Raw genomic sequence first — 14174 nt, 5'->3', positions numbered from 1 at the left:
GGGCCCGGCCTCGGCCGGTACGGCAAAGGCGGGCCGGGTGGAAGAAAGGCTCAGTAGTGGGCCTGGGCGACGCCCTGCAGGACGGTGGCGCTGGAGGCCTGGTCGCGGCAGCTGGCGATGTTGCCCAGGGAAACCACGCCGACCAGCCGCTTCTCGCGGTTGAGCACCGGCAGGCGGCGCATCTGGATGTCGGCCATGTTGCGGGCCACGTGCTGGACGTCTTCGTCTTCGAAGCAATAGTGGATGTCGCCGCTCATGATGCGGCCCAGCGGGGTATCCCCGGACAGGCCGCCGGCCACCGCGCGGATGGCGATGTCGCGATCGGTGATCATCCCGACCAGGCGGTCGCCTTCGCCGACCAGCAGGGCGCCGCTGTCGATCCTCGCCATGGTGGCGGCCGCCTCGCGGATGCTCTGCTGCGGGTCGGCGACCTGGACGTTGCGGGTCATGATGTCGCTGATCTTCATGCTGTCCTCCTGTGTAGGGTGGATGTGCGGGCGCCGCGTGCGGCACCTACAGGTTCCGACTGGAGGTGCCGGGGGCGGTTCAGCTTTTTTCCCCGCCGTTCATCCTTCCGCTCCGGCGCCCGGCGGTTGTAGCTCGAACAGCAGGAAACTGCGGCCGCCGACCAGGAACTCGCTGGCGAACGGGTAGCGTTCGCCGAGCGGGTCCTCCGGCCGTTGGGTATCCAGCAGGCAGGTCCAGCCGCTGCCCTCGGCCACCTCGGGAAGACGGAAGGACACCGCGTCGTGGTAGGCATTGAGGATCAGCAGCAGGGTGGCATCCTCACCGCTGCGCAGGATCCCGGTGGGTTGCGCGCGGCCATCGAGGAGCACGCCGAGACAGCGGGCGTGCTCGTCGTGCCAGTGTTCCTCGGTCATCTCCTCGCCGCCGGGCGCCAGCCAGGTGACGTCCTTGACACCCAGCGCCTCGTTGTACTCGCCGACCAGGAAGCGCCCCCTGCGCAGGATCGGATAGCGTTGGCGCAGGGCCAGCAGGCGCTGGGTGAAGGCCAGCAGCGAACGGCCCTCGTCGTCCAGCCGCCAGTCGATCCAGCCCAGTTCGTTGTCCTGGCAATAGACATTGTTGTTGCCCTGCTGGGTGCGGCTGAACTCGTCGCCGGCGACCAGCATCGGGGTGCCCTGGGACAGCAGCAGGGTGGACAGCAGGTTGCGCATCTGGCGCAGGCGCAGGGCGCGGATCTCCGGGTCGTCGGTGGGGCCCTCGCAGCCGTGGTTCCAGGACAGGTTGTGGTCGCTGCCGTCGGCGTTGTTCTCGCCGTTGGCCTCGTTGTGCTTGTGATCGTAGGAAACCACGTCGCGCAGGGTGAAACCGTCGTGGGCGGTGACGAAGTTCACCGACGCGTAGGGCCGCCGTCCACGCTGGTCGTAGAGATCGCCGGAGGCGGTTAGGCGCCGCGCCAGTTCCGGCAGCATGCCGTCGTCGCCGCGCCAGTAGGCGCGCACGCAATCGCGGAAACGGTCGTTCCATTCCGCCCAGCCGGGCGGGAAGCCGCCTACCTGGTAGCCGCCGGGGCCGCAATCCCAGGGTTCGGCGATCAGCTTGCACTTGCTCAGCACCGGGTCCTGGCGGCAGGCGACGAGGAAGCCGTGGCGCTCGTCGAAACCGTCCGGATGGCGGCCGAGGATGGTCGCCAGGTCGAAGCGGAAGCCGTCCACGCGCATCTCCGTGGCCCAGTAGCGCAGCGAGTCGGTGACCATCTGCAACACGCAGGGGTGGCTGAGGTCGAGGGTGTTGCCGGTGCCGGAATCGTTGATGTAGTAGCGGCGCTGGTCGGGCATCAGGCGGTAGTACGAGGCGTTGTCGATGCCGCGCATGCACAGGGTCGGACCCAGCTCGTTGCCTTCCGCGGTGTGGTTGTAGACCACGTCGAGGATCAGCTCCAGTCCGGCGTCGTGGAGGTGCGCGACCATCTCCTTGAACTCGTTGACCTGGCCGCTGGCGAGGTAGGCCGGGTGCGGGGCGAAGAAGGCGATGCTGTTGTAGCCCCAGTAATTGCTCATACCGTTTTCCAGCAGGTGCTTGTCGTCGACGAAACCGTGGATCGGCAGCAGCTCGACGCTGGTCACCCCGAGCCGGCGGATGTGCGCCAGCAGGTCGGCGTTCATCAGTCCGGCGAAGGTCCCGCGAACCGCCTCCGGGACCTGCGGATGGCGCATGCTGAGGCCGCGCAGGTGGGCTTCGTAGATCACCGTGCGGTCCCAGGGGACGCGTACCGGCGGACGCTCGGCCCAGGTGAAGGCCGGATCGATGACCTTCGACTTGGGCACGAAGGGCGCGCTGTCGCGCTCGTCGAAGCTGAGGTCGGCGTCGGCCGAGCCGATGGTGTAGCCGAACAGCGCCTCGGACCAGCGCAGGCGGCCGACCAACTGCTTGGCGTAGGGATCGAGGAGCAATTTGTTGGGATTGAAGCGGTGGCCGGCATCCGGCTCGTAGGGACCGTGCACCCGGTAGCCGTAGATCTGCCCCGGGTGGGCGTCGGGCAGGTAGCCGTGCCAGATCTCGTCGGTGTACTCGGGCAATTCGATGCGCTCGATCTCCTTTTCCCCGCGCGCGTCGAACAGGCACAGCTCGACCTTGGTCGCGTGGGCCGAGAACAGCGCGAAATTGACGCCGAGGCCGTCCCAGGTGGCGCCAAGGGGGAAGGGGTGCCCTTCGCTGATCCGCGAAGGAGCGGGGCTACGCTTTCTGCTCATGCACTGGACTCCTCATTCGCCCGCTTCGGGCTTGCGGCGGCTGCGCGGCTTGGCCGCCGCCGGTTTTTCGCTGGCGGGCCGCGCCGGGGACGCGGCCCTCAGCTTGCGCGGCTTGGCGGCCGGCGCTTGCAGCAGGGCCGGGGTTTCCTTGGCGGCCTTGGCCCGACCGCGGGTCTTCTTCGGTGCCGCCGCGGCGGCTTCCGCTTCGGCCAGTTGCCGGGCCATGGCCCAGTGGCGTTCGGCCTGGCCGTCGGGGCAGCCCTCGGATTCCCAGATCTGGTAGGCGAACTCTCGTATGCGTTTTTCGTCGGCGCTCATGGGGTGTCCTCCTGGGCGAGGCGGTAAAGCAGGTTGACGGGAAAGTCGGCGAGCACTTCGGACAGGCTCAGGTGCCCGTCGCTGGGCAGCGGCATGGTGGAAAACAGGCCGCTGTAGGTGCATTCGGAGAGACTCGGCGGCAGCAGCAGGCAGGTGTCGCCCCAGGCCTCGGCCGGCACCTGCGGCTGCGTGGCGTGGCCGAGCAGGGCGCAGGCCAGGCGCGGGACCACCACCAGCAGGCAACCGTGACGACTGCGCCGGGCGAAGGCCAGGACCCGCTCGGCATGCTCGCCGCTGACCTCCAGGGGCAGGTAGTCGCCGTCGCGGAACAGGCCCGGCTGCATCCGCCGCAGCCCCAGCACGCGGGCGATCAGGGTCTGCTTGATGCGACCGTCGCGCCAGTGCTCCAGCAGTTCCGGGAAGGGCGTCGGCGCGGCCAGGGCGGCGGCGTGCCGGGCGAAGTCCACCGGCCTCCGGTTGTCCGGGTCGACCAGGCTGAAGTCCCAGTCCTCGCGCCCCTGGTAGAGATCGGGGATACCCGGGCAGGTCAGGCGCAGCAGGCATTGGGCGAGGCCATTCAGGGCCCCGGCCGGCATCAGTCGCGCCGCCGCGTTGCCCAGCGACTGGCGCAGGGCCTGGGCCAGCGGCGCGCGCAGGAGCTGTTCCAGATAGTCGGCGCAGGCGCGCTCGTAGTCTTCGTCGGGCGCGGTCCAGCGCGTGCGCAGCTTGGCTTCGCGCAAGGCCTTGCATTGCCATTCGCGCATCCGCGCGAGGAACGCTTGGTCCAGGGCGGCGCCGTCGCAAGGCGCGTCGAGCGGCCAACTGCCGAGCAGGGCCTGGAACAGGATCAGCTCGTCGCCGGGACTCGGCGCCGGCCCCTCGGCGAGGTCGCGGCGCAACGGCGTGGCCAGGCTTTGCCAGTGCTCGACGTTACGCGCGAACCAGGGCGCCAGTTCACTGAGCGCCGCAAGACGGGCGCGGGCGTCCTCGCCGCGCTTGTGGTCATGGCTGGCGGTGGCCAGCAGGGCGCGCGGGCTGGCCAGGCGCCTGGCTTCGCAGGCGGCATGGAATTCCTCGGCGGAAGCGGCGAAGCGCTGCGGGTCGAAGCCGACGTCGTTGCGCGAGAGCAGGGCCGCCGAGCGATAGCAGGCGGTATCCTCCACGGCCTTGGCTGCGGTCGGCGAACTCAACTGCTGGAAGCGCGCCAGCAACTCGCCGCGCAGGCGCCGCAGCGGACCGGGCGGCAGCTCGCGCAGCGGCTGCCCGCCGAGCCAGCGTTCGAGATGGTCGAGGACCGCCCGGTCGGCTTCGTCGAGATCCTCGCGGGCCGCCTCTGCGGCATAGCGGAACACCTCGCGATCCTGCACCGAGCGACCGCAGGCCCCGGCGTAGGTACGGTAGACCGGAAAGCGCGCGAGCAACTGGAACAGCGCGCGGCGGATACCGCCCAGGGTCAGGTCGCGGCTGGCCAGGTCGGCCCGCGCCACCCGCAAAAGACCCTGGGCGAGGTTCTCCAGGTCACCGGCGAGGCTTCCCGCCAGGACCAGTTGGCGAGCCTGGTAGACCTCGTCGAGAAACGCCTCCGGGCGTCCGCTGACCCGCTGCCAGAGTTCGCGCAACGGTCGTTCGCCGCGCGGATCGTGCTGCAACAGGCTGACCTGGTTCATGAAGTCGTAGCCGGTGGTGCCGTCGCACAGCCAATCCTCGGGCAGGCGCTCCTCGCCACCGAGGATCTTCTCAACGTACAGCAGCATCGGCGCGCCGCCGCGACGGGCGCGGATCCGCTCGCTGCGGCGGCGCAGGCGTCGGCAATAGCCGCGCGGATCGGCCAGGCCGTCGACGTGATCGATGCGCAGGCCATCGAGCAGACCGTCCTCGAGCAACTGGAAGACCTTGCCGTGCACGGCCTCGAACACCTCGCCGCGCTCGACCCGCAGGCCGACCAGTTCGCTGATGTCGAAGAAACGGCGCCAGTTGATGTCGTCCGCCGCGGTGCGCCAACTGGCCAGGCGGTAGTGCTGCGCCTCGAGCAGGCGGTGCAGGCGTTGGCGAGCCTCCTCGTGGCGTTCCTGGAGTTCGCCCAGCGTGCGCTGGAGGGCTGCGCGCGGAGCGCTCTCGGCGAGCGCAGCCGCCAGTTGACGCTGCATCTCGCGCAAGGCCTCGCGGTCCTGCCGGCACTCGCGGAAACCGCCGGCCAGGGCTGACAGGCGCGGCTCGCCGCTGTCTTCCAGCAGCTCCGGGTAACTGCCCGGCCAGAGGGGGAAGCGCTGCTCGCCGTGGCTCGCCAGCAGGCGGCCGGCCTCGCGGTCCAGGCTCAGGCCGATCTCCCCGGCAGCCAGGACCTCGCCGTAGTCGCTGCGCAGGAACGGCAGCAGCACCTGGCCGCGCAAAGCGGCGTCGTGGGATTCCCACTGAATGTCGAAGAAACTCGCGTAGGGACTCTCGCGCCCCCATTCGAGCACGTCCTGCCACCAGGGATTGGCGCCGCCGCCGATGCCCATGTGGTTCGGCACTATGTCCATGAGCAGGCCCATGCCGCGTTGCCGCAGCCCCTGGATCAGGCGCAGCAGCGCCGGCTCGCCGCCCAGTTCCGGATTGATCCGGGTCGGGTCGACCACGTCGTAGCCGTGGCTGGAGCCGGGCCGCGCGCGGAACAGCGGCGAGGCGTAGAGATGGCTGATGCCCAGGTCGGCGAAATAGTCCAGCCAGGGCAGGGCATCGTCGAGGGTGAAGCCGGCGTGGAATTGCAGGCGCAGGGTAGCGCGGGGCTCAATCATGGGCGGCCTCCTCGGCATCCCGGCGGCTGCGTTCGAGCAGGCGCAGGCGCCGGTCGACCTGCGGCGTTCCGAGCATCTGCGCGGCGTTTTCCGGCCAGCGCCGCCGCCAGTTCGGGTGGGCGTCGCCGGGGCCGGGCAGGTTCGGCTGCTCCAGGCTGCCCAGGGCGTCCTCCAGGGGCAGTAGCACCAACGGCGCAGGGGTTGCCCCGACATAGCCGATGCAGGCGTCCAGCGGTACTTCGGCGGCGGGGTCGGGATCGACCGGCGGTTCGAGGCTGGCGGCCAGGGCCCGGCGCTCCTCGGCGCGCAGTTCCAGGTCGGCCGCGCATTCCTCGGCGCTGCGGTGTCCGGCGCGGCCGCGCCAGTGGATGTCCTGGCCCCGCCACCAGCCGGACAGGCTCGGCAGGTCGTGGGTGCTGGTGGTGGCCATGGCGTCCGCCGGCCATTGCGCCGGGGGCACGAAGCGTTCGCCGCGCCGCTCGAAGAGCAGCACGCGGGTACCCAGCACTTGGCGGCGTGCCAGTTCCTCGCGCAGGCCTTCGGGCACGGTGCCGAGGTCCTCGCCGATGACCAGCGCCGAGGCGCGACTGGCCTCCAGCGCCAGCAGGCGCAGCAGCTCGCGTTGCGGGTAGCGCAGGTAGGCGCCGGCGTGGGGCGGCTGGCCGCGCGGGATCAGCCAGAGACGTTGCAGGCCCATCACATGGTCGATGCGTAGCCCTCCGGGCCAGGCCAGGTTGGCCAGCAGCATCTCGCGGAATGCCCGGTAGCCGTGGCGGCGCAGGCCTTCGGGATTGAACGCGGAAACGCCCCAGTCCTGTCCGGACTGGTTGAGGATGTCCGGCGGCGCGCCGACATTCACTTCGGCGAGCAGCTCTTCCTGCCGCGACCAGGCCTGGCTGCCGCCGCCATCGGCGCCCACCGCCAGGTCGGCGACCAGACCGATGGCCATCCCGGCCTCGCGCGCCTGGCGCTGGGCATGTTGCAGGCAACGTTGGGTCAGCCACTGGCCGAAGGCACGGAAGTCCACTTCCTCGGCGTGATCGGCGCAGAACGCGGCCACCGCCGGCTCGCCGGGGCGGCGCAGCGGCTCCGGCCAGCGTCTCCAGTCGGGGCCGGCGCCCAGGTGCGCCTGCAGGGTCTCGAAGCGGCAGTGGTGCAGCAGGGCCTCGCCGGCTTCGCGGCGGAATTCGGCGAGGTCGTGGCGCAAGGGACTGGCGCGCTCGGTGAAGTCGCGGTGGAGTTGGCGCAGCAGGCGCATGCGCAGGTCCGCCGCCGCTGTCCAGTCGATCAGCTCCAGGCTCTCCAGGCGGGCCATCTCCGCGGCCAGGCCGGCGCGACGGATCGCCTGTTCCACCGCCGCCGCGCCGAGAATGGTCGCCGGCGCGGCGTGCAGGACATTGAAGAACAGCCGGCTGGACGGCGAGTAGGGGCTGTAGGCATGTCCGTTGGCCTCGGCCAGGGCGTGCAGCGGGCTGATCGCCAGCGCGTCGGCGCCATGCCGCGCGGCGCTGCGCAGCAGGTCCTCGAGGGCGGCGCTGTCGCCCAGGCCGCCGTCGCCGGGGCGGCGCAGGGCATAGACCTGGGCGGCCAGACCCCAGCGACGCGAGCGACCCGGGGCGAGGCTGGCCAGGGACGGACAGCTCGGCGGCGCCATCGCCACCGCCCATTCCCGCTGCTCCAGCGACAGCTGCGCATAGCCACTGCGGGCCTGCGCCGGCAGGCGGCCTTCGGCATCCAGGCGCAGGGCGATCCGCGTGCCGTCCTCGTAGACCAGCTCGCCCGGGGTGCCGGCGGGGCCGAGCGCTTGCTCCAGCGGCTGGCCGCATTCGCCGACCAGCAGTCCGAGGTTGGCGCTGTCCTCGCGCAGCCGGGCCAGCGCGGCCAGGCTCTGTTCGATCTGTTGCGGACTCTGCGCCGGATAGCCGAGTGCTTCCAGCAGGCCGCGCTGGACCTCCGGGTCGACCCGCTGCGGCCGTCCGTTGGCGTCCTGCCAGTCGAGTTGCAGGCCCACGGCGGCGGCCAGTTCGGCCAGGCGTGCGTCACTCATGGGCGGGCTCCAGGCTGACCGCGATGCTGCGGGGACTTAGGCGGCCGCGGCGATACTCGGCACAGGCGAGGTTGTCGAGGAACAGCACCCGGGTGGAGGCCGCCGGCGGCTCGACTTCCGCTTCGAGCGGAGAAGGGTTGAAGTCGATTCGCCAGTCACTGCCGTCACCGAGTCGCCAGCGCGCCGACAGCGCGGCGCCGGCGATGGTGGTAACCCCCAGCGAACGGGCGCCGCGCAGGCGCGGGATCAGGTGTTCATGACGGATTTCCAGCAGTTGCCGGTAGAAGCCGCGCCAGGCCGGGTCGCAATCGGCCAGGCCGGGACGCGAGCGCTCGAAGGTCTCCACCGCGTTTGGGTCGGGGAGCGAAGCCAGGGTGGCGCCCTCGCCGAAGCGGCCGAACTCGCCGAACTCCTTGCGTCGTCCCTCGCGGACCGCGTCCGCCAGTTCGCCCTGGTGATCGGTGAAATACAGGAACGGTTCGCGCGCGGCGCATTCCTCGCCCATGAACAGCAGCGGAATCATCGGCGCGAGCAGTTGCAGCGCTATCGCCAGGCGCAACGCCTGGGGTTCGGCGAGGACGCTGAGACGCTCGCCGAAGGCGCGGTTGCCGACCTGGTCGTGGTTTTGCAGAAACAGCACGAAGGCGTCCGGCGCCAGGTCGGCACTCGGTTCGCCGCGCGGCCGGCCGTGGCGGTTGGCTTCGCCCTGGTAGACGAAGCCTTCGGCCAGGCAGCGCGCCAGGCAGCGCAGCGGCTCGGGGTAGTCCTGGTAGTAGCCGTCGTTCTCGCCGGTGAGCAGGACGTGCAGCGCATGGTGGCCATCGTCGTTCCACTGTGCGTCGTAGCCCTGGCGCAGCAGGCTGGCGCGGTTGTCGTCGTTCTCCAGGACCAGGTGCACATGGCGCTCGGGGCCGGCGGCGCCGCGCAGGCGGCGGGCCATCTCGACGAGGAACGCGCTATCGGGAATCGCGTGCACGGCATCCAAGCGCAGGCCGTCGACGCGATAGTCGAGCAGCCACATCAGGGCGTTCTCATAGAAGAACTCGCGGACTTCGCCGCGACGGAAATCGATGGCCTGGCCCCAGGGCGTCTGCCGGTCGTCGCGGAAGAACGCGGCGGCGTACTGCGCGAGGTAGTTGCCGTCCGGGCCGAAGTGGTTGTAGATCACGTCGACGAAGACCATCAGGCCCATGCCGTGAGCGCTGTCGATCAGATGCTTGAGTTGCTCGGGCGTGCCGTAGGCCGACGCCGGGGCGAACGGCAGCACGCCGTCGTAGCCCCAGTTGCGGCGACCGGGAAACTCGCCCAGCGGCATCAGCTCCACGGCGGTCACGCCCAGTTCCACCAGGCGCGGAAGGAAGCGCTCGACCTCGGCGTAGGAGCCGAACAGGCCGACGTGCAGCTCGTAGATCACCGCTTCGTGCCAGGGCCGCCCGCGCCACTCGTCGACGCGCCAGGCGTAGGCGCCATGGTCCAGCACCTGGCTGTGGCCATGCACGCCGTCGGGCTGGAACTGCGAGGCCGGGTCCGGCACCCCGGGGCGACCATCGATGCGGTAACGGTAGCGGGTGCCGGGCGGACAGGGCAGGGTCGCCTCGAACCAGCCGCTGTCGCTGCCTTCCAGCGGCCAGTCGCGGCCGTCGGCGGTCTCGACCCGGACCTCACGGGCGTCCGGAGCCCAGAGGCCGAAGCAGGTCCGGCCGTTGCCTTGGAACTGGGCGCCGAAGCGGCGCCGGATCGCCATCACTGGCGTACCCCGCGCAGGGCCGGAGCGGTATTCCTCAACAGGCGCCGGTACAGGCGGTTGTAAGGCTCCACCGAGTCGCTCCAGAACATCGGCGCGGCCATCGCCTTGCAGCGCATGGCGTTGAGCAGCGAGGGACAGTGGTAGACGTTGATCGCGCGCATCACCGCATCGAGGTAGCTCTGCGCGGTTTCCTCACGGAACAGGAAGCCGGTGACCCCGTCGACGATGGTATCGGCGAGGCCGCCGGTGCAGCGCGCGATCGGCAGCGAGCCGAAGCATTGCGCATAGAGCTGACTGAGCCCGCAGGGCTCATAACGCGAGGGCATGAGCAGGAAGTCGCTGCCGGCGTAGATACGGCGGGCCTCGGTCTCGTCGAAACCGATGTGCACGCCGACCTGGCCGGGATGACGCCGGGCGAGTTCGAGCATGGCCTTCTCCAGGTTCGGCTCGCCACGGCCGATGCTGACCAGACGGCCGCCGGCCTGGAGCAGGGCATCGCTGATCTCCAGGGTCAGGTCGATGCCTTTCTGCTGCACCAGGCGCGAGACCACCGCGAACAGCGGCCCCTTGCCCGGCTCCAGGCCGAAACGCTCCTCCACGTAGCGCGTGTTGGCGCGCTTGCCGGCCCATTGGCGGGCGCTGAAGCAGGCCACCAGGTGCGGATCGCAGTGCGGTTGCCAGCTATCGTCGATACCGTTGACGATGCCGCTGAGCTGACGCTTCTCGACCTTGTACTTGAGGATGCCGTGCAGGCCGCAGCCGTATTCCGGGGTAGTGATTTCCTGGGCGTAGGTCTCGCTCACCGTGGTGATGTGGTGGGCATGGGCGATGCCGGCCTTGAGGAACGACAGGCGCCCGTGGAACTCCATGCTTTCGTGGCTCAGCGCTTCGTCGGGGAGGCCCAGTTCGGCGCTGCATTGCAGGTCGCAGAGGCCCTGGTAGGCGAGGTTGTGGATGGTAAACAGGCTCGGCGTGCGCACGCCGTTCCAGGCCATGTAGGCCGGCGTCAGCGCCGACGGCCAGTCGTTGGCGTGCACCAGGCCCGGTTGCCAGCCCTGGGCGCCGCGTCCACCGGCGATCTCGGCGGCGGCCAGGCACAGGCGGGCGAAGCGCAGGTGGTTGTCCGGCCAGTCGTTGCCCTGGTCGTCCATGTACGGCGTACCCTCGCGCTCGTAGAGCAGCGGGCAGAGCACCAGCATGACTTCCAGGCCGTCGTCGAGGGTCACCAGGCCGATCTCGCAGGGCGGGATCGCCGCCCGGCCGGGCAGGCTGCCGATGATCCGCAAGTCGCGGCAGCGCTCCAGCACCTGGCGATAGCCGGGCAGCAGGACTCGCACCGAATGCTCGCGCTTGAGGACCCTCGGCAGCGCGGCGGAAAAGTCGCCGAGTCCGCCGACCTTGACGAAATCGCTGAGCTCGGCGGTAACGAAGAGTATCCGATCCCTCTGTTGCGGCGGGTCCTGCGGGTGCAGCAGCGACGGAAAAGCGGTCAGTACCGCGGGTTCTTCCAGGCAAACGCCTGCAACAGAATGTCCCATGTCATCCTCCGGTCGTACGTTGTCCTTGGCGTTGGTCGGTCGGACTCCGTCGCGCCGTGGCATGGGCGAAGTCCTTGCTAGGGGTGACCGGAGGGGAGCGCCGGAAGTTTAGTTTTTTTTACCGGCGGCTCGGCTTGCGAGAAGCCGCGCCAGGGGGTTGCAGGCGAGACGACGGGCGCAACGGGTTGCCGAATGCAAGGCTCGGCAGGGGCTTTCTTGCAAATTGCAAATATCAATTCGCCGCTTTGTTTTTCAACCTATTGATTTATAAGAAATTAATTTTCAAGAAGAATTGGTACGCCTTCTGCTCGAAAGGGATGCGCCTGATTACCGGCGTCAAAGAATCTGATGAGACAGGAGGCCAGCAATGCTAGATACCGATGAAAACGTGGTTGAGTACCTGGAAGAGCATTTCAAGGATGTGCGCGTCAGTTGCGAACCTCGCCCTGACGGCGCGTTGCTGGTGACCTTGCGTAATAACCAGGGCAAGCGCCTGATGAGCCGGGCGATCTCCGGCCAGGAGCAGAGCAGCCCGCTGTTGCTGAACCAGGTGCTGGAACGCATCCGCCGGGACCTGATCATCGACCAGGGGCCGTTGCAGACGCGCGACAGCGACTATTTCCGCAAGCGCATCGACCTGCTCACGTTCCGCGACAGCGACAACCAGCATCTCACTCATCGCAAGGTCCTGGTCGCCGGCGGCAAGCTGCGTACCATGAGCCTGGCTCGCTGAGCAGGCTGTTTCAGCTCCGGGTCGGTCAGTCGCCGACCCGGCCTTCCGACGCATGGTCCGAACCAAATCCGTCTTCGCCCCCTCCATCTAGAAGTCATCCCTACGATGGAGGCGGACATGCGTTTTCCCACTTCTGCATCATCGGGCGCGACAGCGACCACTCCACGCAACCCCTCGAGGGATCCGGACGAATATCCGGTTCCTGACCACGAAAGCCACGTCCCCCAGGAATTCCCGGAAGAGATTCCGATGGAACAGCCCAACGAAGAGCCCCTCTCGCCCATACCGGAGCCCTGAATGCCCGGTTTCCATCCAGGAGGAGCGGAACATGAGCGCAGACCCTCGGCAGAGACTGGTGGTGGCCCATAGTGTCGATCCCGCGGCCGCCGAACACGAAGTGCAGGGCAACCTGGCCCTGGCGCGCTGGCTGGCGGAAGTCCAGAAGCTGGAGTTCGGCGGCCGCTACGAACCCGAATTGCACCAGCGAGGCCCCCTCTACCTGGTCCCGACCCGCACCCTGGTCGGCAGGGAGACCGCCGTGCGCCTGGGCGTGAACAGTGACGAAGATCTGCTCGGCGGTTTCGTCGAGCACGCGTTCATCGCCGGTAAGGCCATCGTCCATCCGCTGCCGCGCGGCGGCGTGGCGCCGGAAGGCTGGAACCCGCTGTTCGCGGAGAAGGTCCGCGACGTCGTGCTCAACGGCGTCAGCGTCTTCAGCCTGGCCGACGCACACCGCGCCGGCGCTCGCATGCTCGCCGAAGGACCGGTGCGGGCCAAGCTGGCGGAGGCCTGTGGCGGCCTCGGCCAGTACGTGGCGCACGACCTCGACGAACTGGACGGCTGGCTCGGCGGGCTGGAGGAGCGCCAGTTGGCGCAGGGCCTGGTACTGGAAGTCAACCTGGAGAGCATCGTCACCCACAGCGTCGGCCAGCTCCGGGTCAACGGTTTCCTGCTGAGCTACCACGGTCACCAGCACCAGACCCGCAACGCGCGCGGCGAACTGGTCTATGCCGGCTCCGACCTGCTGGTGGCGCGCGGTGGCTACGCCGAGCTGCTGGCCCTGGACCTGGCCCGCGAGGTGAGCCTGGCCATCGAGTACGCGCGGATCTTCGACACCGCCGCGGCGATCTTCTTCCCCGGCTGCTTCGCCTCGCGGCGCAACTACGACATTGCCCAGGGCCGGGATGGCAACGGTCGGGAGCGCTTCGGCGTGCTCGAGCAGTCCTGGCGGGTCGGCGGCGCGAGCAGCGCCGAGATCGCCGCGCTGGAAGCCTTCCGCGCCGATCCGGGGCTGCCCGCGGTGCGCGCCGCGTCGTTCGAGATCCACGAAGACAAGCGCCTGCCGGACAACAGCCGGGTGATCTACCGCGGTCCCGACGAACACGGCGACTTCCTGCTCAAGTATGCGATGACGGGGGAGGCATGACGGCGAACAGCGAACGCATCCGCATCGGGGTCGGCGACGACCGGATCGAAGGCACCTTCCTCAGCCCCCGGGCGAAGGTTCCCGGCGTGCTCTTCGTGCACGGCTGGGGCGGCAGCCAGCAGCGCGACCTGAAGCGCGCCCAGGGCATCGCCGGGCTCGGCTGCGTGTGCCTGACCTTCGACCTGCGCGGCCACGGCGCGGAAAGCGGGCGCCAGGCGCTGGTGACGCGCGAGGACAACCTGCAGGACCTGCTCGCCGCCTACGACCGGCTGGTGGCCCACCCGGCCATCGACAGCGAGGCGATCGCGGTGGTCGGCACCAGCTATGGCGGCTACCTGGCGGCGATCCTCAGCCAGTTGCGCGCGGTGCGCTGGCTGGCCTTGCGGGTGCCGGCGATCTACCGCGACGAGGATTGGCTGACGCCCAAGCTGCTGCTCGACCGCGAGGATCTCAGCGAATACCGCAGCAGCCTGATCCCGGCCGCCAGCAACCGAGCCCTGCAGGCCTGCGCGGGATTCCGCGGCGATGTGCTGCTGGTGGAGTCGGAGTTCGACAGCTATGTGCCGCACTCGACCATCATGAGTTTCCGCGCCGCCTTCCAGCAGACCCATTCGCTGACCCACCGGATCATCGACCACGCCGACCATGCGCTCAGCAGCGAGGCGGCGCAGGACGCCTATACCTCGATCCTGGTGGACTGGATCACCGAGATGGTGGTCGGCGAACGTCTCAGCATCACCCCGGCCTACGCCACCATCCATCCGGCTTTCTGAACGCTCCGCGACGGCGAGCCTCCCACCTTCCGTGGGCGCTGGTTGCTGCCCACGTTCCGTGCCGGCAGGCGCCGGCGCCGACAGACGCGAGAAATCCC

10 protein-coding genes are annotated in these 14174 nt (G+C 69.3%); 3 read left to right on the top strand and 7 right to left on the bottom strand.

Translation table 11 applies throughout. The features are described from left to right. Positions 1 to 50 precede the first annotated feature (50 nt). The 7 genes from ACYAF3_RS25975 to glgA all read right to left on the bottom strand — a co-directional run bounded on the left by ACYAF3_RS25975 (position 51) and on the right by glgA (position 11144). Positions 51 to 467 (bottom strand): CBS domain-containing protein, encoded by a 417-nt coding sequence (locus ACYAF3_RS25975; protein ID WP_003088942.1) that lies wholly within the window; start codon positions 465 to 467, stop codon positions 51 to 53. Between the two features lie 99 nt (positions 468 to 566). After that, positions 567 to 2717, bottom strand: coding sequence for a glycogen debranching protein GlgX (gene glgX / locus ACYAF3_RS25970; protein WP_003113651.1), 2151 nt, complete (start codon positions 2715 to 2717; stop codon positions 567 to 569). Between the two features lie 12 nt (positions 2718 to 2729). Further along, positions 2730 to 3035, bottom strand: coding sequence for a DUF2934 domain-containing protein (locus ACYAF3_RS25965; protein ID WP_105579248.1), 306 nt, complete (start codon positions 3033 to 3035; stop codon positions 2730 to 2732). Next, the gene (locus ACYAF3_RS25960; protein ID WP_003144285.1) at positions 3032 to 5812 is read right to left on the bottom strand and encodes a malto-oligosyltrehalose synthase; all 2781 of its coding nucleotides are present in this window, start codon (positions 5810 to 5812) and stop codon (positions 3032 to 3034) included. The genes ACYAF3_RS25965 and ACYAF3_RS25960 overlap by 4 nt, the downstream gene beginning before the upstream one ends. Then, positions 5805 to 7859, bottom strand: coding sequence for a 4-alpha-glucanotransferase (malQ, locus tag ACYAF3_RS25955; RefSeq protein WP_121377922.1), 2055 nt, complete (start codon positions 7857 to 7859; stop codon positions 5805 to 5807). The genes ACYAF3_RS25960 and malQ overlap by 8 nt, the downstream gene beginning before the upstream one ends. Then, positions 7852 to 9603 carry a malto-oligosyltrehalose trehalohydrolase gene (treZ, locus tag ACYAF3_RS25950; protein ID WP_121377921.1) on the bottom strand — a complete coding sequence of 584 codons (1752 nt, stop codon included), beginning with the start codon at positions 9601 to 9603 and terminating at the stop codon, positions 7852 to 7854. The genes malQ and treZ overlap by 8 nt, the downstream gene beginning before the upstream one ends. Further along, the gene (gene glgA / locus ACYAF3_RS25945; RefSeq protein WP_003115521.1) at positions 9603 to 11144 is read right to left on the bottom strand and encodes a glycogen synthase GlgA; all 1542 of its coding nucleotides are present in this window, start codon (positions 11142 to 11144) and stop codon (positions 9603 to 9605) included. Before glgA ends, treZ begins: the two co-directional genes overlap by 1 nt. 367 nt (positions 11145 to 11511) lie before the next feature. On the opposite strand from glgA, the gene ACYAF3_RS25940 reads away from it, so the two are divergent. From ACYAF3_RS25940 to ACYAF3_RS25930, 3 genes are all read left to right on the top strand, one after another. Continuing rightward, on the top strand, positions 11512 to 11877 hold the full coding sequence (locus ACYAF3_RS25940) for a DUF3509 domain-containing protein (protein ID WP_003113659.1): 366 nt from the start codon (positions 11512 to 11514) through the stop codon (positions 11875 to 11877). Between the two features lie 328 nt (positions 11878 to 12205). Continuing rightward, positions 12206 to 13303, top strand: coding sequence for a DUF3182 family protein (locus tag ACYAF3_RS25935; protein ID WP_023082922.1), 1098 nt, complete (start codon positions 12206 to 12208; stop codon positions 13301 to 13303). Beyond that, the gene (locus ACYAF3_RS25930) at positions 13300 to 14076 is read left to right on the top strand and encodes an alpha/beta hydrolase family protein (RefSeq protein WP_003113660.1); all 777 of its coding nucleotides are present in this window, start codon (positions 13300 to 13302) and stop codon (positions 14074 to 14076) included. Before ACYAF3_RS25935 ends, ACYAF3_RS25930 begins: the two co-directional genes overlap by 4 nt. Positions 14077 to 14174: the final 98 nt, after the last annotated feature.

The sequence above is a fragment of the Pseudomonas sp. TZ252 genome, assembly GCF_056110345.1.
The sequence above is the reverse complement of the archived record's forward strand: the minus strand, read 5'-3'. Positions and strand labels throughout refer to the sequence as shown.